The 18,676-nt window shown below is 33.5% G+C and carries 21 protein-coding genes; 13 read left to right on the plus strand and 8 right to left on the minus strand.

All coding sequences use genetic code 11. From position 1 onward, the window contains the following. Nucleotides 1-3 precede the first annotated feature (3 nt). Both OZP10_RS05540 and idi read right to left on the minus strand, forming a co-directional pair. Nucleotides 4-414 carry a 6-carboxytetrahydropterin synthase gene (locus tag OZP10_RS05540; protein ID WP_177212125.1) on the minus strand — a complete coding sequence of 137 codons (411 nt, stop codon included), beginning with the start codon at nt 412-414 and terminating at the stop codon, nt 4-6. A 20-nt stretch (nt 415-434) separates the two neighbouring features. Next, on the minus strand, nt 435-962 hold the full coding sequence (idi, locus tag OZP10_RS05545; RefSeq protein ID WP_177212124.1) for an isopentenyl-diphosphate Delta-isomerase: 528 nt from the start codon (nt 960-962) through the stop codon (nt 435-437). Between the two features lie 294 nt (nt 963-1,256). Between idi and msrB the strand changes: the two genes are divergently transcribed. From msrB to OZP10_RS05570, 5 genes are all read left to right on the plus strand, one after another. Next, on the plus strand, nt 1,257-1,811 hold the full coding sequence (msrB, locus tag OZP10_RS05550) for a peptide-methionine (R)-S-oxide reductase MsrB (RefSeq protein ID WP_281633844.1): 555 nt from the start codon (nt 1,257-1,259) through the stop codon (nt 1,809-1,811). A gap of 7 nt (nt 1,812-1,818) precedes the next feature. Then, on the plus strand, nt 1,819-2,424 hold the full coding sequence (gene msrA / locus OZP10_RS05555; RefSeq protein ID WP_203418280.1) for a peptide-methionine (S)-S-oxide reductase MsrA: 606 nt from the start codon (nt 1,819-1,821) through the stop codon (nt 2,422-2,424). Between the two features lie 359 nt (nt 2,425-2,783). Continuing rightward, nucleotides 2,784-3,236 (plus strand): carboxymuconolactone decarboxylase family protein, encoded by a 453-nt coding sequence (locus OZP10_RS05560; protein ID WP_177212121.1) that lies wholly within the window; start codon nt 2,784-2,786, stop codon nt 3,234-3,236. Nucleotides 3,237-3,318: 82 nt separating this feature from the next. Next, nucleotides 3,319-3,657 (plus strand): YciI family protein, encoded by a 339-nt coding sequence (locus OZP10_RS05565; RefSeq protein WP_281633845.1) that lies wholly within the window; start codon nt 3,319-3,321, stop codon nt 3,655-3,657. Nucleotides 3,658-3,719: 62 nt separating this feature from the next. Continuing rightward, nucleotides 3,720-4,964 carry an RNA polymerase sigma factor gene (locus OZP10_RS05570; protein WP_281633846.1) on the plus strand — a complete coding sequence of 415 codons (1,245 nt, stop codon included), beginning with the start codon at nt 3,720-3,722 and terminating at the stop codon, nt 4,962-4,964. Nucleotides 4,965-5,030: 66 nt separating this feature from the next. On the opposite strand, the gene OZP10_RS05575 is transcribed toward OZP10_RS05570, so the two are convergent. Then, the gene (locus OZP10_RS05575; RefSeq protein ID WP_281633847.1) at nt 5,031-5,468 is read right to left on the minus strand and encodes an META domain-containing protein; all 438 of its coding nucleotides are present in this window, start codon (nt 5,466-5,468) and stop codon (nt 5,031-5,033) included. Between the two features lie 261 nt (nt 5,469-5,729). On the opposite strand from OZP10_RS05575, the gene OZP10_RS05580 reads away from it, so the two are divergent. Both OZP10_RS05580 and OZP10_RS05585 read left to right on the plus strand, forming a co-directional pair. Then, on the plus strand, nt 5,730-7,142 hold the full coding sequence (locus tag OZP10_RS05580; protein WP_281633848.1) for an aminopeptidase P N-terminal domain-containing protein: 1,413 nt from the start codon (nt 5,730-5,732) through the stop codon (nt 7,140-7,142). A gap of 169 nt (nt 7,143-7,311) precedes the next feature. Then, on the plus strand, nt 7,312-8,271 hold the full coding sequence (locus tag OZP10_RS05585) for a quinone oxidoreductase family protein (RefSeq protein ID WP_281633849.1): 960 nt from the start codon (nt 7,312-7,314) through the stop codon (nt 8,269-8,271). Nucleotides 8,272-8,363: 92 nt separating this feature from the next. Here the strand turns inward: OZP10_RS05585 and OZP10_RS05590 are convergent, their stop codons facing one another. From OZP10_RS05590 to OZP10_RS05605, 4 genes are all read right to left on the minus strand, one after another. Further along, nucleotides 8,364-9,449, minus strand: coding sequence for a DUF6630 family protein (locus OZP10_RS05590; RefSeq protein WP_281633850.1), 1,086 nt, complete (start codon nt 9,447-9,449; stop codon nt 8,364-8,366). 23 nt (nt 9,450-9,472) lie between these two features. Continuing rightward, nucleotides 9,473-10,174 carry an SMI1/KNR4 family protein gene (locus tag OZP10_RS05595; protein ID WP_281633851.1) on the minus strand — a complete coding sequence of 234 codons (702 nt, stop codon included), beginning with the start codon at nt 10,172-10,174 and terminating at the stop codon, nt 9,473-9,475. Between the two features lie 76 nt (nt 10,175-10,250). Then, nucleotides 10,251-11,810, minus strand: a complete 1,560-nt coding sequence (locus OZP10_RS05600) for an NAD(P)/FAD-dependent oxidoreductase (RefSeq protein WP_281633852.1) — start codon at nt 11,808-11,810, stop codon at nt 10,251-10,253. Nucleotides 11,811-11,835: 25 nt separating this feature from the next. After that, the gene (locus tag OZP10_RS05605) at nt 11,836-12,261 is read right to left on the minus strand and encodes a hypothetical protein (protein WP_281633853.1); all 426 of its coding nucleotides are present in this window, start codon (nt 12,259-12,261) and stop codon (nt 11,836-11,838) included. 245 nt (nt 12,262-12,506) lie between these two features. Between OZP10_RS05605 and OZP10_RS05610 the strand changes: the two genes are divergently transcribed. Continuing rightward, nucleotides 12,507-12,746 carry a hypothetical protein gene (locus tag OZP10_RS05610; protein ID WP_281633854.1) on the plus strand — a complete coding sequence of 80 codons (240 nt, stop codon included), beginning with the start codon at nt 12,507-12,509 and terminating at the stop codon, nt 12,744-12,746. A gap of 71 nt (nt 12,747-12,817) precedes the next feature. On the opposite strand, the gene recQ is transcribed toward OZP10_RS05610, so the two are convergent. Then, entirely contained in the window at nt 12,818-15,013 is a 2,196-nt protein-coding gene (gene recQ, locus OZP10_RS05615; RefSeq protein WP_177212110.1) for a DNA helicase RecQ, read from the minus strand. Between the two features lie 86 nt (nt 15,014-15,099). Between recQ and OZP10_RS05620 the strand changes: the two genes are divergently transcribed. From OZP10_RS05620 to OZP10_RS05640, 5 genes are all read left to right on the plus strand, one after another. Next, nucleotides 15,100-16,065 carry a KpsF/GutQ family sugar-phosphate isomerase gene (locus OZP10_RS05620; RefSeq protein WP_281633855.1) on the plus strand — a complete coding sequence of 322 codons (966 nt, stop codon included), beginning with the start codon at nt 15,100-15,102 and terminating at the stop codon, nt 16,063-16,065. After that, nucleotides 16,065-16,883 carry a twin-arginine translocase subunit TatC gene (gene tatC, locus OZP10_RS05625; protein ID WP_177212108.1) on the plus strand — a complete coding sequence of 273 codons (819 nt, stop codon included), beginning with the start codon at nt 16,065-16,067 and terminating at the stop codon, nt 16,881-16,883. The genes OZP10_RS05620 and tatC overlap by 1 nt, the downstream gene beginning before the upstream one ends. Beyond that, nucleotides 16,876-17,226 (plus strand): carboxymuconolactone decarboxylase family protein, encoded by a 351-nt coding sequence (locus tag OZP10_RS05630; protein WP_111379891.1) that lies wholly within the window; start codon nt 16,876-16,878, stop codon nt 17,224-17,226. The genes tatC and OZP10_RS05630 overlap by 8 nt, the downstream gene beginning before the upstream one ends. 233 nt (nt 17,227-17,459) lie before the next feature. Beyond that, nucleotides 17,460-18,200, plus strand: coding sequence for an LPS export ABC transporter ATP-binding protein (gene lptB, locus OZP10_RS05635; RefSeq protein ID WP_111379889.1), 741 nt, complete (start codon nt 17,460-17,462; stop codon nt 18,198-18,200). 137 nt (nt 18,201-18,337) lie between these two features. Then, the gene (locus OZP10_RS05640) at nt 18,338-18,559 is read left to right on the plus strand and encodes a DUF5808 domain-containing protein (RefSeq protein ID WP_281633856.1); all 222 of its coding nucleotides are present in this window, start codon (nt 18,338-18,340) and stop codon (nt 18,557-18,559) included. Nucleotides 18,560-18,676: the final 117 nt, after the last annotated feature.

Consider the following 18,676-nt stretch of genomic DNA (forward strand, 5'->3'; position numbering starts at 1 on the left):
TTTTTATTCTCCTTTATAAGTTACAAAATTTCGGTCCGTTTCGTTCAGCACGACTTCAAGGTCAAAGTCGGTATGAATTCGTTGTCTAATTTTATTCCATATCACAACAGCAATATTTTCTGCAGTCGGATTCAAATCTGCAAATTCTGGAACATCCAGATTAAGATTTTTGTGATCAAACGGAATTTCCACTTCTTCTCGTATAATATCCGCCAATACTTTCACATCTAAAACAAAACCAGTTTCCGGGTCAATCTTTCCTGTAACACTTACTGTTAAACCATAATTATGACCATGAAAGTTAGGATTATTGCATTTCCCAAAAACAGCATCGTTTTTTTCAAATGACCAATCTTTTCGATAAAGTCGATGTGCAGCATTAAAATGTGCTTTTCTTGATATGGTTACTCTCATTTATGTTTCTGGTTAGTTGGCTATAATTTATGGTCTTCTAGATAATGATCAAATTCATCAAAAATTATCTTAAACCATACGGTATAAATTTCGGGCTGTTTTTCAATATCTGCTTTAACATCTTCAATACTCATCCATTTCCAGTCTTCTACTTCATCTGGATTTATGTTTGGTTCGTCATTATAGTAACCAATCATAACATGGTCCAGTTCATGTTCTGTCAAGCCGTTATCAAAAGGCGCTTTATAAATAAAATGAAACAACTCCTTCAATTCGGCTTTAAAACCCATTTCCTCAAACAATCTTCGGCTTCCTGCCTCGATGTTTGTTTCCCCTTCTCTCTGATGGCTACAACAAGTGTTTGTCCAAAGCAAAGGAGAATGATATTTATGATGAGCACGCTGCTGCAGCATAATTTCGTTTTTACTATTCAAAATAAAAACCGAAAAGGCACGGTGCAAAAGCGCTTTTTCATGTGCTTCCAATTTTGGCATTAAGCCAATCTGTTCATCGTTTTGATTAACTAGTATTACGTTTTCTTCTGTCATAAGGCTTCTTAAGCAAACAAAAATACGAAAAAAGAAATGGCTTAAAAATGCTAATTAAGCTTGCTCAAAACTAAGCTTTTTACCTCGCTTCTATTTTCCTGATTTACAGTGTTATAATTTATGCTAAAATTTAAAAGCTGTTAAAATTAAGACATAAAAACTACATTGCCTTCTTTTACGTAACTAATAAAAAGTTAAAACACACTTAAAAAAATCTCAATAATAACACAGTCTGTAATTTGAAGCTAATTCTCAACGTATCTTTGATATACAGATTAATGCACTTAAAAACTTATGAAATCTAAAAATCTAATTTTCAGCCTTTGTTTTTTGTTGCCGCTTTTCATTTTACAGGCTTGCGGACAAAACACAAAAAAACAAGCTTCAAAAACTGCAGCTATGGAAAATAAAATCAGTAAACCCGGAAATCCTTATTATTCAAATACCGACACCACAAAACTTAACGTAAGCAACGCCGAATGGAAAAAGGTTCTTCCTGAAGATGTTTATGCCGTAATGCGTGAGGCCGATACTGAAAGACCTTTTACAGGTAAATATTGGAATACTGACGAAAAAGCAACTTATTACTGCGCTTCTTGCGGCAACTTGCTTTTTAGATCTACAGCTAAGTTTTCGAGCAGCTGCGGATGGCCAAGTTTTTTTGAACAGGAAAACAAAAAAAGCATTGTTTTTAAAGAAGATAATTCTCTTGGAATGGAAAGAACCGAAACTCTTTGCGGACGCTGCGGCGGACATTTAGGACACATCTTTGACGACGGTCCTGCTCCTACCGGAAAACGCTACTGTATGAATTCGATTGCCCTTGATTTTATTCCTGACAATAAATAATCACCAAATGAAAAATATACTTTTAATATGTCTTTTTGCGCTTTCGCTGAATGGCATTTCGCAAAATAAAAAAGCAAATCTAGAAACTATCACACTAGGCGGAGGATGTTACTGGTGCGTTGAAGCCGTTTACGAAAATCTGGACGGAGTAAAATCTGTTGTTTCAGGATTTTCTGGCGGAAAAGTCGCAAATCCGACTTATGAAGAAGTTTGCACAGGAGAAACAGGTCACGCCGAAGTGGTACAGATTACTTATGACAAAAATGTAACCGATATTAACGAAATCTTCAAAGTCTTTTTTACCGTTCATGATCCCACAACTTTAAATCGCCAAGGAGCTGATGTAGGAACGCAATATCGCTCTGTTATCTTTTATAAAAATGAAGAACAGAAAAAAGCGGCTCAAAGCATTATTGCAGACCTCAACAAAGCAAAAGTGTATAACAGTCCGATTGTAACAAAAGTGGAACCTTTTAAAGTTTTCTATAAAGCCGAAGATTACCATCAAAATTATTATGCCAACAATAAAAATCAGCCGTATTGCAAAATGGTGATTCAGCCTAAAATAGAAAAGTTTGAAAAGGTTTTTAAAGATAAGCTGAAAAAGAAATAAATAGTAACAATTGGCATTGTAAAGTTTCGGAGAAGCGAAATATTTATAGCAAGAATGTTTCTGCCATACAAAGCTCCAGACGAGCGACATATATTTAGGTTATAAAAATATATGTCGCTCCTCTGGAGCTTTTTTATTTGTCTTATGAAATTCTATAAATATTTTACCCCGCTGGGGCTTGCTAACAAGATAATTTTATAAATTCTTCGATTTAATCATACTTTTTTTTTGCTTACTAACCCTTATAAATATTGGGTTCTCCTATTAATTGAAAAATAATTTTATTTTTTTTTCTCTTTTTTGTCCAATCCTAAAAGTTCGATTGTTATTAGGGTATAAACAATTAAAAAATATACATCATGGAAACTAGACTTAATTTATTCGAACAAGGACAAAAAGCAGTTAGCACATTATTTGGAATCAGCGGTTACTTGAAAAAAGGAACAATTGAAGCATCTCTTATGGAATTAATAAATTTCAGAGTCTCTCAAATCAACAACTGCGGTTATTGTTTAGACATGCATTCAAAAGAAGCTTTAGCCGCTGGAGAAACAGCACAGCGTTTATTTGGATTAAGTGTTTGGAGAGAAACCCCTTATTATACAAAAAGAGAAAGAGTTGCTCTTGCTTTGGCAGAAGCAGTAAATGCATGCGATGTTCCAGACGAAATTTACGAAATTGCAAAAGCTGAATTTACAGAACAAGAATTAATAGATCTTACGCTTGCAGTTGCTGCAATCAACGCTTGGAATCGTCTTAACATCACTTTTTCCAATGTGCCTGGATCTTATAGAGTTGGACAGTTTGGATAAACAATAATTAATTTTTATTTTCTAAAAACAATTAACTTTATAAAACTTAAAAGCAAATTATTCAATTATAAAACATAAAAAAATGAATGAGTTTTTATTGATTTTCAGAAGAGACTTTAAAACAAAAGAAACACAACCATCTCCAGAAGAATTACAGCAGCATTTACAGCAATGGCAAAACTGGTTTGGAAGTCTTGCCGCTCAGGATAAACTGGCAAGACCTTTACAGAAATGGGACGGTCAGGGAAAACTTGTAAATTCAAATAAAGGAATTACAGACGGACCTTTTGTTGAAATTAAAGAATCTATTGGCGGATTAATAATCATCAAAGCTAAAGATTATGATGAAGCTGCCGAAATTGCACAAGGATGTCCGGTTTTAAATTTTGGCGGAAATGTCGAAATTAGAATGTCTGTTTAGATTTTAAACCAACATATAAAAATGCCTTTGTATCTTTACTTAGGCATTTTTTTCTTAAAAATATGGAGCAAAAAGAACTTATACCCAATTTATTTCGAACAGAATATCAAAAAATAGTTTCGGTTCTCTGCAGTTTGTTTGGCATTCATCATATCGAAATTGCCGAAGATATTGTTAGCGATACTTTTCTGACTGCCTCAGAAACTTGGGCAATTAAAGGAATTCCCGAAAATCCGACTGCTTGGCTGTACACGGTTGCGAAAAACAAAACCAAAAACTACCTGAAAAGAAACAACGTTTTTGAAACCAAAATCGTTACCGAAATAAAAAACAATACTCCATTAAACAATCCAGAAATCGACATTGATTTATCGGATCAAAATATTGCAGACAGTCAGCTTGCTATGATATTTACGGTTTGCAATCCGTGTAATTCTGAAGAAGCCCAAATTGCTCTTGCTCTAAATTTATTATGTGGTTTTGGAGTAAATGAAATCTCAGATGCTTTTTTATCTAACAGAGAAGTTATTTATAAAAGAATTAATCGCGCGAAAGAAAAGCTCAAAGAAGAAAACATAAAAATTCAACATCCGAACAATTCTGAAATAAAAGATAGAATACAAACAGTTTTAAAAACGATTTACCTGCTTTATTCTGAAGGCTACTATTCTATTTCGCAAAACACCACTTTACGAAAAGACCTTTGCACCGAAGCCATGCGTCTGACGTATTTATTAATTCAGAATGAAAGTACAAATCTGCCACAAACCAATGCACTAATGGCACTGATGTGTTTTCATTCTTCGAGATTTGATGCCAGAACTGGTTTAAATGGAGAAATTATTTTGTATGAAGATCAGGATCAATCGCTTTGGAATCAGGAATTAATTGATAGAGGAACTTATTTCCTAAGTCAATCCTCAACCGGAAATACACTTTCAAAATATCACTTAGAAGCTGGAATTGCTTATTGGCACACGATAAAAACAGAGATTTTAGAAAAATGGGAAAATATTCTGGAACTCTACAACAATCTAATCATTTTGGAATATTCGCCAATTGTTGCCTTAAACAGAACTTATGCTCTATCTAAAGTAAAAGGTAAAGAAGAAGCAATCAAAGAAGCCGAAAAATTGAATTTAACTGATAATCATTTTTATTATTCCTTACTCGGAAATCTTTATTCTGAAATTGACATCAAAAAGGCATTAAAACATTTTGAAACTGCAATAGATCTATCCAAAACAACTTCTGATAAAAATATTATTCGTAAAAACATTGAGCGCTTGCAATTAAATACAAATTAGATTTGGCATAAAAAAAAGTGAAATGATAAATTTCATTTCACTTTTCTTATATATTCACTTTTAAAACTATTGTTTAGCCACTTTTTTAAATCGCATCACTGGCACATTATCATGAATTAAATTTAGCTTTCCGTCTTTATCAACAGAATAACTTGTCACCAATTTAATTTGTTTTAAGAATTCCTGCTCTCCGCCACCTTCACAAAACATCATTGTAGTTGGTCCTGCTTCTCCAAAAGTCAAAGACTTTCCTTTTAAAGCATAAGGTGCACTGTAACCGTTGCATCCATTATTTCCATATACTTTTGTTTCTTTTTGATCGAAAGTAAGTTGTGGTTTTTTATGCGGATATAATCCTTGAAAAGCAATTCTTGGCCCAGAGATATATTCTAATTCCCAGGTTGTACCAAATAAATCATCGGCGCTTTTATCTGTTTTTGAGGTCTTGCATGAAGCAAATAATAGCGTTAAAACTGAAAGGACTGCAAATGCGTATTTTTTCATAAAAATGTTTTTTAAAGATTTATAATTTGTTTTGTTTTTTGAACTAAAATAATTCTATAAAAATCCTATTCTCAATATTCATGCCCAGTTACAGCATTTCTTTAGTTTAAATCTAACCCGAAGCTGTTATTTTCTATCTCTAAGTTACTACAAATTATTTAAAGTTTTATCAACCAGAAGTTTAAAATAAAACAAGCGAGGATATTTTTTTTGTACTTTGCATTGATCAAAAAACCAAAATCATCAATAAAAAACCAAAAAATGAAACAATTTCTATTTTTGTTTATGTTTGCATTGACAACTCCGTTTGTTCAATCGCAAGAAAACCTTCCAACAGATTATCTCACAAAAGAATTTCATCAAGGACGTCGCGAAGCCTTTAGAGCTTTAATGCCCGCTAATTCTGTCGCAGTCGTTTTTTCTTATCCCGAAAGAGTTTTTTCTAGAGACATCGATTATAATTACCATGCAAATCCAGACCTGTATTATTTATCAGGATACAAAGAACCAGATGCCGTGTTGCTAATTTTTAAAGAAGCACAAGGAACCGAAAAGTATAATGAAGTTCTTTTTGTTAGAGAAAGAAATGCAGCTCGTGAAATGTGGACAGGAAGACGCTTGGGAGTTGAAGGCGCAAAATCGAAACTAGGTTTTACAACTGTTTATAATGGAAAAGATTTTAATGCGTTTGCCATTGATTTCTCAAAATTTGATAAAGTAATTTATGACAAAATCCCAACAGATGTAGCAGAGAACAATAATCCTGATAATTTATATGCATTATTCAAATCATTTAAATCTAAAGCTGGAATTACACAAGCAAATGAAACTTCAACAGAATTATTCAATAAAATTACCAGTTCACTTCGCGAGATAAAAACTCCCGAAGAACTTGTTTTGATGCGCAAAACGGTTAAACTTTCCTGCATTGCACACAATGAAGTGATGAAAGCTGTAGGCCCAGACATGAGCGAAAACGAAGTTGATGGAATTCATGCTTACATTCATAAACATTACGGCGCAGAAGCCGAAGGTTATGGTCCGATTGTAGGCGCTGGAGCAAATGGATGCATCTTGCATTATTGGGAAAACAACGCTACAAAAATTGATAACCAATTATTACTAATGGATGTGGGTTCTGAATATCATGGCTATTCTGCAGACGTTACAAGAACAATTCCTGCAAACGGAAAATTTACTGAAGAACAAAAAGCAATTTATCAAATCGTTTATGATGCCCAAGAAGCGGTTTTTAAAATATGCAAAGCAGGAACTCCTCTTGTAGCCCTAAATGAAACTGCTAAAGATGTTATCGCAAAAGGTTTAATTAAATTGGGAATTATTACAGATCCAAAAGATGTAAAATTATACTATCCACACTCATGTTCACACTTTCTTGGCTTAGATGTTCACGACAAAGGAACTTACAACGGACCGCAAACTCTTATAAAAGAAAACATGATTCTTACTGTAGAACCTGGAATCTACATTCCTGCAAATAGTAAATGCGATAAAAAATGGTGGAATATTGGTGTTCGTATTGAAGACGATATCTTGATGCTTAAAGATTCTTACGAAAATCTTTCTGCAGATTCTCCAAGAAAATGGCAGGATATCGAAGCTTTGGCCAAACAAAAAAGCACTTTTAATGATATGAAATTCCCTAAGATATAATTAGTTTTTTTGCCACAGATTAAAAGGATTCTAAAGATTTTTAAATTAAAAAGTGAAAAAATCTGCGAAAATCCTTTTAATCTGTGGCCAAGAAAAAATAAAGCCTCAATATTTTGAGGCTTTTTCTTTTAAATTTTTCCCGAACTTTACATTCTTAAATCAATTAAAAATGAAAGCACTTACCTTCTCTACTTTCGGAGATTCAAATGTTTTAGAATATATAGAAATCCCTAATCCGCAATTAAAAAAAGAGGAGATTTTAGTCGAAATGAAAGCCATCGGGTTAAATTTTGCAGATGTGTATCGCCGAAAAGGAAATTATCATTTAAAAGGAAATCCGCCATTTATTGCTGGCTACGAAGGCGCGGGAATTGTGGTTGATGCCAATAATCATCCGGAATACAAAGTTGGTGATCGCGTTGCTTTTGCCGATGCTCCGTTTGCCAATGCAGAATTGGTTGCCGTAAATGTGAACCACATTATTCCGTTATCTGAAAACATTTCTTTTGAAACTGCAGCTTCTGTTTTACTTCAAGGTTTAACTGCTCATTATCTTGCAACAGATAGCCATAAAACTACCAAAGGAGAAACCGTTTTAATACATGCGGTTGCTGGCGGAGTTGGACAGATTCTAACTCAAATTAGTAAACTTCTTGGAGCAACCGTGATTGGCTTAACCTCATCTGCTGAAAAAGCAAAAATCGGATTTGAACAAGGTGCAGATCATGTTTTTCTTTATAACGACGATTGGAAATCGCAAGTTTTTAAAGTTGTTTCAAACGGTGTCGACGTTGTTTACGATAGTATAGGAAGTACTTTGATGGAAAGTTTTGAAGTCACTAAAGAATGCGGACAAGTAGTTTTCTTCGGAATGGCAGGCGGAGATCCAGCACCTGTAGATCCAAGAATGCTTATGGACGGTTCTAAAACTTTAACTGGAGGCGATTTATGGAGTTATTTAAATTCTAAAGAAGAACGAATCAAAAGAGCTACTCAATTATTCGATTGGATAATCGAAGGAAAAATCAAACTTTCAGAACCAACATCTTTTAAATTATCTGAAGGAAAACTGGCGCATGATTTTCTAGAAAGCAGAAAAAGCACGGGGAAAATTATTCTGATTCCGTAAAATGTTCACGCCACGAATTCACGAATTTTATTTAAAATCTATGCATAAAATTTTTAAATAAAATTCGTGAATTCGTGGCGATTAACCACACTTTACAACTGAGTAACCTCAATTTTTGTCAGTTCAGAGAATTCTAAAATCCTTTCTACTTCATTTTTGTTCGCAACAAAAAACAAATAGCTGTCTCCATAAGTTTCATAAGTCATCAGCTCCAGATTTGATTTTTCTAATTCTGACTGAATGTACGGGAACAAATCATGGCTATAGGTTTCTTCTGGATAATCAAATTTGAAATCTTCGCCAAGCATCTCAGAAATAAAATATTCTGCATCTTCTGGATCAAATTTCCAATCGCTATGCCAAGTATTTATTTCTTCAAAAAAACTAAAATGATCTTCTGTCGTTTCGTAATATTCTTTGGTTTCATCGTTGAAATTTTCAAAAAGTTTTTCTGCATATTTTTTTAGATCACTTTCTTCAATACTGTTTCTTGAAATCAACTTTATAAATTCTTCAAAATCCTCTACAGTTGCTTTTTCGTCCAACAGTAAATTTTCTGAAGACGGAAGCTTAACACCAGCCGGGATTTCAATATTTAAATACTGACAGATTCCCTGTAAAACTTTTTTAAAGTCTTTAATTCCTATTTCTTCGGTTTCATTTCCAGGATTATTAAAATCTAGGTATTCTGAGTCTAGTAAACCTTTAGTGTAATCTGAAAAATGATTGCTAGAATATAATATTCTGAAATCGTTTACTTCTAAACTGTTGGTACAACAAAAGAAAATCATAAAATTATTAATAACACTTTTAAAGTGTTTTTTCAACTCCTGACTTGGCTGTGAGTAAAACTGAACATGAATGAAATCAAATTCTAATTCTTCTTGAATTGTTTCTTCTGATAAACCTCCAATATTGAGCTTCTTGTATAATTCATTTAAAACTTCATAAGCATTATTGAATCCTGCTTTTTTAATTTCGGCTCTTCCTTCATCATGACCTAATGAAGAAGGAATAGAATATACATTTACAGTAACTGTATCATGAATTCCTTTAATTCTGAACTCGATACTTTTAGATTCATTGTATAAACCGCTATAAATTGAATCAATAACATCAAAAGAAATGATTGATTTTGGATTATTGTTACGACCGAATAAATTGGAGAAAAAGCCCATGAGAAATATTTTGTACTAAAGAATTAATCGTTTGAATATTTAAAACTCTGATTCATTTTATCAAAAGGAATTACTTCATTGACAATAGATTCCAATTCGAAATCAGTTAATAATCCTCTAGCCGACTCTACTATTTTTGGAGAAACATGTATTTCGTAATCAATAATATCTCGCTTTAAAATTTCTGATAGAATAGTATTCTGACGATCAGTCAGGTATTTTTTGTGCGATTTAAAAACCGATTCGATATCATCTCTAAATTCCTCATCGGTCAGTTCATTGTAGACATCTTGTTTTGACATATCAATCAATAAAACTTTGAAGATAAAATCCTGAAGGTTTTTTGCCAGATAATTGACTTCATTCATGTCGTGCCAAACAAAAACAATCGGAACATCACCATCATTTTCTTCATTTAAAAAAAAACAATAATGATCGCCTCCGCCACTTTTGGCAAACGGAATAAATTTAAATTCTGGATTTATATTTCGATAATCCTCAGGATCTCTGAGCTCTTCTATTTCTTCGGCAACCGACTTCAAATTCAACGATTCAAAATCGTAGGAATGCAAAAGCAAAGGTGGATTATCTTTTAAGGTTGGATAAACTTCTGTATACCAATTCGGGCCATATTCTCCGACATCCAACATACCGTCGGCGTCTAATTGTTTGTATAAAAGAGGAAAATGGAATCCGTATTTTGTTTCTATTTCTTGTACTGTCATCTTTTGGGGCAAATTCTATTACAATCAAACCACTAAGATAGCAATCTTTTTACTACACCAAAAAACCTGAGGTCAATTATTTCAAGGATTCCGCAATCATTAAGGCACATTTTTCGCCATCAATAGCTGCAGAAATAATTCCACCTGCATAACCTGCACCTTCTCCGCAAGGATATAAACCTTTGATTTGCAAATGCTCCAAAGTCATCGGATCTCTAGGAATTCTAACCGGCGATGAAGTTCTGCTTTCTGGCGCATGCAAGATTGCCTCGTTAGTTAAATAACCTCGCATTGATTTTCCAAAATCCTGAAACCCCTGACGCATAATCTGAGTTAGAAATCCTGGAAAAACTTGTCCCAATTCTACCGACGTGGTTCCTGGAACATAAGAAGTTTTCGGAATATCGGCTGAAACTTTGCTTTTAGTAAAATCAATCATTCGCTGTGCTGGAACTTTTTGGGTTTCTCCAGCCAAATGCCAAGCTTTTTGTTCGATGCTTTTTTGAAATTCCATTCCGGCCAAAGCACCAAATTTTGCAAAAGGCTTAAAATCTTCCAATTTTAATTCGACTACAATTCCAGAATTTGCTGTTGACTGATCACGCTTAGAAGGCGACCAACCATTTGTAACCACTTCTCCCGGACTTGTCGCACATGGTGCAATTACTCCGCCTGGACACATACAGAATGAATACATTCCGCGGCCGTTCACTTGTTTTACAATAGAATACGGCGCTGGAGGTAAATGTTCTCCACGAAAATCACAGCTGTACTGAATACTATCAATTAGTTCTTGAGCATGTTCTGCACGAACTCCTAAAGCAAAAGGTTTTGCTTCGATAAAAATTTTCTTTTTGTCTAATAATTCAAAAATATCGCGAGCCGAATGTCCTGTCGCTAAGATTAACTTATTGGCGTGAATTTTATCTCCGTTTTGAGTTACGATTCCTTCAACTTCATTATTCTTTACTAAAATATCGCTTACACGGGTTTCAAACAAAACCTGACCGCCAAACTCCCTAATTTTATTTCGAATATCTTCAATAATTTTAGGAAGTTTATTGGTTCCAATATGCGGATGCGCTTCTACCAAAATATCTTCAGAAGCTCCAAAAGCTACTAAAAGTTCTAAAATTCGAGTTACATCACCACGTTTTTTAGAACGAGTATATAATTTTCCATCAGAATATGTTCCTGCTCCTCCTTCACCAAAACAATAATTTGAATCTTCGTTTACAATATGTTCACGATTTATTGCTTTTAAGTCACGACGACGGCCACGAACGTCTTTTCCTCTTTCGAGTACAATTGGTTTTAAACCTAATTCAATTAATTGCAATGCCGCAAAAAGTCCAGCTGGACCAGCACCGACAACAATAACTTCCTGTGCATTGGAAACGTCCTTATATATAGGAAGCTCAATTTTAGTTTCTTGAAAAGGTTCACCTTTTAAATAAATAAGAACTTTCAAATTAATTTTAATCGCTTTCTGACGTGCATCAATAGAGCGTTTTAAAATTGAAACGTGATGAATTTCTTGAGCAGAAACTTTAATCTGCTTAGACAAATAATCTTTTAGCAATGATTCGTTTACAGCAATTTCGGGTGTAACTTGAAGTAAAAGTTCTTTAGGCATTTTTATAAAAAGGTAATTAATATTATTAAAAGAATTTAGACATTAAAAAATACACGACAACATATGCCAGCATTCCAATTCCTAAAGCCATATAATGCATTTTTAAATATCTAAACGAAATTTCTAATGCTTCTGAATCATCATCTCTAAATGCTATTTTGACATTTAAAGAAAATTTATATAAGTAATAAAGTGGAAAAAAAATTATCAAAAAGGTTAAGATATAAATAGGCAATATCCACATAATCATTGCATAACCAACCCCTCCTCCTGTTGGAACATCATCCCAACTAGATAACGACATATAATCATAAAGTAAACGAAGAATAAAAAAAGCAATAATTAACAATCCAATACTAGATATTACATAAACCCATTTTCCTGCTTTCTGTAAATGCAATTTTGCTGCTTCACTTAAAAACAACTCTTCTGAAACTGAATTATCCTCCATTTATAATTATTTTTTTATGATTTGAGAAACCGAAAATATTCTGCAAAAATAGTACTTTGAAATGAGATATTATCAATTGTAAATTTTATCCCATTCCAAATCCCGTTTTATCACATTAAGCGAATTTGAAATACATACCTGGTTCTCGACTCCGCTCGAACTGACAATTGACAAAAAGATAAAAATCAATTTTCAAAAGAGACTTTGTACCTTTGCTACTCAGAACCTTTGCACCTTTAAAAAAAATGTCACGAAAAATAAAACTAATCTGGGATTTCCGTGGACCAGCTTCTGCAAAAACAGCAGAGCATCACGAAATTCATTTGAAAGAATATATTACAATAGAAAAATTACCTCTAAATATTACTGGATTTAAAATCATAGACGAAATGTACGCCATAGCTTTCATGGTGGTAACAGATGAAAATATGATTCAGGTAAGAGATGCTTTGAAACCGCACCGAGGAGAAATTTATTCTGAGTAAGATGTAAAATGAAAAAAGTGAGATGTTTGTGTATCAAAGAACACATTTCACATCTCACTTTTAACTTATATCTAATTAGCTACTTCACTTATAAATTTAATACGCATTAAACGAAGTTCATCGATATCGTAGTCGCCATCAAATTCTTTTAGTGCATCTTCGATTTTATCAGATTCTGATTCCATGAAGTAATCATGGATTTCTTCCTGCTGGTCATCATCTAAAATATCATCTAACCAATATTTGATGTTTAATTTTGTTCCAGAATAAACAATTTGTTCCATTTCTTTGATCAAGGCATCCATCGTAAGTCCTTTCGCGGAAGCGATATCATTTAATGAAAGCTTTCTATCAATATTTTGGATAATATATAATTTGTTGGCAGAATTTACTCCTGTAGATTTAACCACTAAATCGTCTGGGCGAATAATATCGTTATCCTCAACATAACGGCTGATTAAAGCAACAAATTCGCTTCCGTATTTTTTTGCTTTTCCTTCACCAACACCATGAATATTATATAATTCCTGTATTGTTATCGGATATTTTAAAGCCATATCTTCGATTGAAGGATCTTGGAAAACCACAAACGGAGGAACTCCCAATTTTTTGGCTACTTTTTTACGAAGTTCACGAAGCATTCCGGTTAGAACTTCGTCTGCAGTTCCAGAAGATTTGCCTCCTGTTACAATAGTTTCATCATCGGCTTCAGTATATTCATGATCTTCAGACATCATAAACGAAACTGGCTTTTTAATAAAATCTAAACCAGCTTTTGTGATTTTGATTACTCCATACGTTTCAATGTCTTTAGACAAATAACCAGAAACCAAAACTTGTCTTAGCAATGCCATCCAATATTTTTCATCGTGGTCTGAACCCGAACCAAAATAAGGCTGTGTATCTGTTTTATGCGCTTTAATAACCGCATTAATACGGCCAATTAAAGTAAATACAATTTCTTTTGATTTATAAATATGTTTGGTATCGCGAACAATTTCCAGCAATTTAACCACTTGTTCTTTGGCTTCAACTTTATGTTTTGGATTACGAACGTTATCATCCATATCGGCTCCTTCGCCTGTTTCGCTGTCAAATTCTTCACCGAAATAATGAAGCAAGAATTTTCTACGTGACATTGAAGTTTCGGCGTAAGCCACAACTTCCTGCAAAAGTGCAAAACCAATCTCTTGTTCAGCAACTGGTTTTCCAGACATAAATTTTTCCAGCTTTTCTACATCTTTATAAGAGTAGTACGCCAGACAATGTCCTTCTCCACCATCACGACCTGCACGACCCGTTTCCTGATAGTAGCTTTCTAATGATTTTGGAATATCATGGTGAATTACAAAACGAACGTCTGGTTTATCAATTCCCATTCCGAATGCAATTGTTGCCACAACGACATCAACATCTTCCATCAAGAACATATCCTGATGTTTGGCCCGGGTTTTGGCATCTAAACCTGCGTGATAAGGAACAGCACTGATTCCGTTTACTTGTAAAACTTCGGCAATCGATTCTACTTTTTTACGGCTTAAGCAGTAAATAATTCCAGATTTGCCTTTATGCTGTTTGATAAATCGAATAATATCCGACTCGATGTTTTTTGTTTTTGTACGAACTTCATAGTACAAGTTCGGTCTATTAAACGATGCTTTAAAAGTATTTGCATCGGCCATATCAAGGTTTTTCAGAATATCTTCCTGAACCTTTGGCGTTGCAGTTGCGGTAAGTCCAATAATTGGAACTTTACCCAGCTGCTTTATTATATTTCTCAGATTTCTATACTCTGGTCTAAAGTCATGTCCCCATTCTGAGATACAGTGCGCTTCATCGATAGCAACAAAAGAAATAGGAACACTTTGTAAAAAGGCTACGTATTCTTCTTTTGTTAATGATTCGGGGGCGACATACAAAAGTTTGGTCAATCCAGACGTAATATCTTTTTTAACCTGAGCAATTTCTGTTTTGGTTAGAGAGGAGTTTAATACATGTGCAATTCCATTTTCAGACGAAAGGCTTCGAATTGCATCAACCTGATTTTTCATCAAAGCAATTAAAGGAGAAACAACAATTGCTGTTCCTTCTTGAATTAAAGCTGGCAGTTGATAACAAAGAGACTTTCCTCCGCCAGTCGGCATTATTACGAACGTATTCTTCTCGTCTAAAATACTCGTAATGACTTGCTCCTGCAAGCCTTTAAATTGGCTAAAGCCGAAATACTTCTTTAATTCTTTATGTATTTCAATTTCATTTGAATTCATTCTCTATATTAACTGTATTTTGTATAAATTTGCAACACATAAAGATACAACTTTCTTTTATACATACAAATTTTAAATATTCTGTTTTGATCACAAAAGAAAATATATTGGCGATTGCCAAGAAAACAATACTCTCTGAAAGTGAAGCAATTACAAAACTAATTGATTTTTTGGACGAAAATTTTTACGAAGCTGTCCAACGTATATACGAATCTAAAGGTCGTTTGATCGTTACAGGAATTGGAAAAAGCGCGATCATTGCACAAAAAATGGTGGCTACTTTTAACTCAACTGGAACTCCTTCCATGTTTTTGCATGCAGCAGAAGCTATTCACGGTGATTTAGGAATGATCCAAAATGATGACGTCATTATCTGCATTTCTAAAAGCGGGAACAGTCCAGAAATTAAAGTCCTAGTTCCTTTATTAAAAAGATTCGGAAACACTTTGATTGCCATTACAGGAAATACAACTTCATTTTTGGCAAAAGGCTCTGATATAGTTTTAAATACAACTGTTGACACAGAAGCTTGCCCTATCAATTTAGCTCCTACAAATAGCACAACAGCACAGCTTGTAATGGGTGATGCTTTAGCAGTTTGCTTAATGGAAATGCGTGATTTTAAACCAGAAGATTTTGCGGTTTATCATCCAGGAGGCGCTTTAGGAAAAAAATTACTGCTTCGTGTAAAAGACATGATCGAGCATTCATTAAAACCAGCTGTCACTCCAGAAACTTCTATCAAAAAAGCAATTTTTGAAATCTCTGAAAAAAGATTAGGAGTTACTGCAGTAATTGAAGACCATAAAATTGTTGGAATTATTACTGATGGAGACATCCGAAGAATGCTAAATGACGTAGATAGTATTGCCAACTTAACTGCAAGGGATATTATGTCTAAAAATCCAAAAGTAGTTTCGTCTGAAACTATGGCTATCGATGCATTAAACATCTTAGAAGACTTTTCGATTACACAATTGATCGTTGCGGATAACGGAGAATATAAAGGAGTTTTACATTTACATGACATTTTAAAAGAAGGAATCGTATAATGGCAAAGAAAAATCTTGGCGAAATGTCATTTTTGGATCATCTTGAAGAACTAAGATGGTTATTGGTTAGAAGTACACTTGCAACAATTATCATGGCAATTGTTACTTATTTTATTAGTGATTATTTATTTGATCAAATTATTTTAGGTCCAATTAGACCAACATTCTTTACGTATGTTTGGTTTTGCGACTTATCTCATTCATTAGGATTTGCAGACAGCATCTGTATTACAGAACTGAACTTCATTATTCAAAATACTGAAATGGAAGGCCAGGTAAATATTTTTGTCTGGATGTGTCTTTTGGCAGGTTTCATCTTAAGCTTCCCTTATATTTTATGGGAAATTTGGAAGTTTATCAGCCCTGCACTTTATGAGAAAGAAAGAAAAAATGCGAAACTATTCATCTTCGTATCTTCCTTACTTTTCTTCTTAGGAGTATTATTTGGATACTTTGTTGTAATTCCTATGTCGGTAAACTTCGTTGCTACTTTCTCTATCAGTGATGTGGTAAAAAACCAGTTTACATTAGAATCTTATATGGGAATGGTTAAAACAAGTATTCTTGGAAGTGCCATCTTTTTTGAACTTCCAATTGCTATTTATTTCTTAACAAAATTAGGATTAGTAACTCCTCAATTCTTAAGAAAATATTGGAAATATGCCGTCGTAATTATTTTAATTATTGCTGCAATCGTAACGCCACCAGATGTTGTGAGCCAGACTATTGTTGCAATTCCGATGTTGCTTATTTATGAGGTTAGTATTCTAATTTCGAAGATTGTCTATAAAAATAAATTAAAAGAAGAAAATGTCTGATATAGTTCAAGAATTTAACGACTATCGTTCTAAAATGAACGAAAAACTGCTTGCTGACAACAACAAAATTGTAAAGCGAATTTTTAATCTTGACACCAATGCGTATGCAGAAGGTGCTCTTGATGTAAAAACAAAAGAGCTTTTAGGTTTGGTAGCATCAGCAGTTTTAAGATGTGACGACTGTGTAAAATACCATTTAGAAACTAGCTATAAAGAAGGTGTTTCTAAAGAAGAAATGATGGAAGCAATGGGAATTGCCACTCTTGTTGGAGGAACAATTGTAGTTCCTCATTTAAGAAGAGCTTACGAATTCTGGGAAGCGCTTGAAGAGCAAGGCAAATAATTAGAAAATGTGTCAATTTGATAATTAGATAATTTCTCTTGAAATGCGCTAATTATTTAATTTTGAAATACAAGTTCTAAATTTTGAAAACGCAATAATTTGTTAATTGATTCATTCTATTGAATATTTTACACTTATTTTGCCTTTCAAATCAAATTATAAAATTGATCCTGATTTAGTTTTTTAAAAAAAATTATCTCATTTTCAAATTATCTAATTTTCACATTAAACAAATGAAGCTAAGAGCCGATAATTTAATCAAAACCTATAAAGGACGAAGCGTTGTAAAAGGAATTTCTGTTGAAGTAAATCAAGGAGAAATCGTAGGGCTTTTGGGGCCAAATGGAGCTGGAAAAACAACGTCTTTCTATATGATTGTAGGATTGGTAAAACCAAATCAAGGAAATATTTTTCTAGATGATTTAAATATTACCGACTATCCGATGTATAAACGTGCTCAACAGGGAATTGGTTATTTGGCACAAGAAGCTTCTGTTTTTAGAAAATTAAGCATTGAAGACAATATCTTGAGCGTTTTACAATTAACTAAACTTTCTAAAGAAGAGCAAATTGCCAAAATGGAAAGTTTAATTGAGGAATTCAGTTTAGAACATATTCGTACCAACCGAGGCGATTTACTTTCTGGAGGTGAGCGTCGTCGTACAGAAATCGCTCGCGCATTGGCTACCGATCCAAAATTTATTTTACTGGATGAGCCTTTTGCTGGAGTTGACCCTGTTGCGGTTGAAGATATTCAGCGAATTGTAGCACAATTAAAAAATAAAAACATCGGAATCTTAATTACTGATCACAACGTTCAAGAAACTCTAGCAATTACCGATAAAACATATTTAATGTTTGAAGGAGGAATTCTTAAAGCTGGAGTTCCAGAAGAACTGGTAGAAGACGAAATGGTTCGTCGCGTTTATCTTGGACAAAACTTTGAGCTTCGTAAAAAGAAATTGGAATTTTAAAAAAAGTATTCAGTGTTCAGTTTTTTAATGATCAGTTCATTAAAATAATTATGAATCAGTTTTTTAGTATTCAGTTTTGAACTGAAATTAAGAAACTGATTTTTTTGGCAAATAACTGAACACTAAATACTATCCTAATGAAATCAGAAAAACCAACTCAGGAAGATTACGATAATTGGCATAAAGACCCAAAGAATTGGTATTTCTTCAATAGCTTTTACTATAATCCGAAAGACAAAAGATTACTTCCTCCCAAAAAGATTCAATGGATGGGCTATACAGTAAATTTTGCCAATCCATATTCCGTAATGCTTTTATTGCCTTTTGTAATAATTGTTATTTTGGTTTTATCGAAATAACTTTAAAAAAGTAGTATTCAGTGTTCAGATTTTTAGTAATCAGTTCTTAAAAAGTAAGCAGTATTCAGTTTCAAACTGATCGCTAAAAAACTTTTTTTTATCCTAGAGACTAAACGC

It is taken from the genome of Flavobacterium luteolum (genome assembly GCF_027111275.1).
GTDB classification, from domain to species: Bacteria; Bacteroidota; Bacteroidia; order Flavobacteriales; family Flavobacteriaceae; genus Flavobacterium; species Flavobacterium luteolum.